Source organism: Acidithiobacillus sp. TH-A36 (assembly GCF_057473445.1).
Map to the genome: position 1 here is coordinate 1 of NZ_JBYCKP010000272.1, position 1,290 is coordinate 1,290.

The window sequence follows — 1,290 nt, forward strand, 5'->3', positions numbered from 1 at the left end:
TTCCCGGTCCGCCAATCATCAGGCTTATGCTGTCCTCTCCCGATCACGGATGGCCCCCAGGCGATGAGGGACGCCTTGCTATTATGTGACTGGCTGCGATTTAAGCAGATGGATGAGCGCCAGGTCGATGATCTCTTTTTGTGACTTGTCGCTGTATAGGGGGATGAGGTTATCCAGGGCCATGTGAGCCTCACCAGACAACATCACGGAGATCGGCTTCCCGCTGTAGCCTTCCATCGGGAAGCGGCGGCGGTCGCGGCTGGCCTTGGCCCGTTCCGCTGCCGTCATGGGACGGTCGCCCTTGGGCTTACGGCCTCTTTTTTGGGTGACAGGTGGCGATAAGACTTCGGCTATCTGGGTCATGGCTGTTCTCCGCATTGGTTGCCTGAATTTTATTATATGTGACACGTCACGATTTATCAAAAATTGTGTGACTTGTTGCGTTGATCTGCAAACAGTCCGCCATGACTTGCAGCTTATCCCCAAAATCTGTGCGGTACCTGTGGGGGGGGTAAGCCCAAACCGCCGAAAATTCCGTCTACAGCGTAACCAAATGAAAAGTCTACCGTATGATCTTGGCGTTCGTTAAGACAGAATCAGGGTGTGGGTGCCAAATAGATGTAAACACATATACACCGTGGACTCGTCTTACGGTAGAAAACACCTTAAGGCGATACGGACGGAATTTTCGGCGGTTTGGGCTTACATCCCCATGATGGCGGTGGCCGCTTGCGCGGATACAGAGCGTTACTGTAACAAGTCACAAAACACCGTTACTGCGTAACAATGCTGTATCGCGACTAGTCGCAAATAAGGCGGTTTTCGGGGTTCACTTGGGCATTATTTGGGCAAAGCGCCAAAAATCACGGCATGTCACAGGCTAAGACGCCTTTTATTGCTAGTTTTTTATCCGGTAAGACCATCGGATTATCAATCCGATGGTCTCATTCATAGCTGTTACGGTAACGATACGGCGCGACTGGTTATGCATCTCAAAAACGGCCTGTTGCAAGTAACCGGTAACGGGGTTTGAAGTCCAATGGAACGAAAACGTACGCTAAGCTCTGAAACGTCTTTCATGATTTGCTGTCATCTGCTACCAGTTTATCCGGAGCCAGTCCTTTATAGACCGTTGAGCGACCTATTTTTAACCGCCTCGCAATTTCTGTTGCCCCTATCCCTTGCTTGTAGAGAATACGGATTTGGTCTTTGTCCACCGTGGGCTTGCGGCCAAACCTAACCCCCTTGGCTTTAGCTTCAAGACGACCCTCGTTGGTGCGTTCCAATATG

Annotated in this window: 2 protein-coding genes; both read right to left on the minus strand. The window is 50.9% G+C overall.

The genetic code is table 11. From position 1 onward, the window contains the following. Nucleotides 1-81 precede the first annotated feature (81 nt). Nucleotides 82-363 carry a hypothetical protein gene (locus AC2VLY_RS07225; RefSeq protein ID WP_486922014.1) on the minus strand — a complete coding sequence of 94 codons (282 nt, stop codon included), beginning with the start codon at nt 361-363 and terminating at the stop codon, nt 82-84. 713 nt (nt 364-1,076) lie between these two features. After that, nucleotides 1,077-1,290, minus strand: a 214-nt coding sequence (locus AC2VLY_RS07230) for a helix-turn-helix domain-containing protein (RefSeq protein ID WP_486922015.1), incomplete at its 5' end; no start/stop codon positions are given.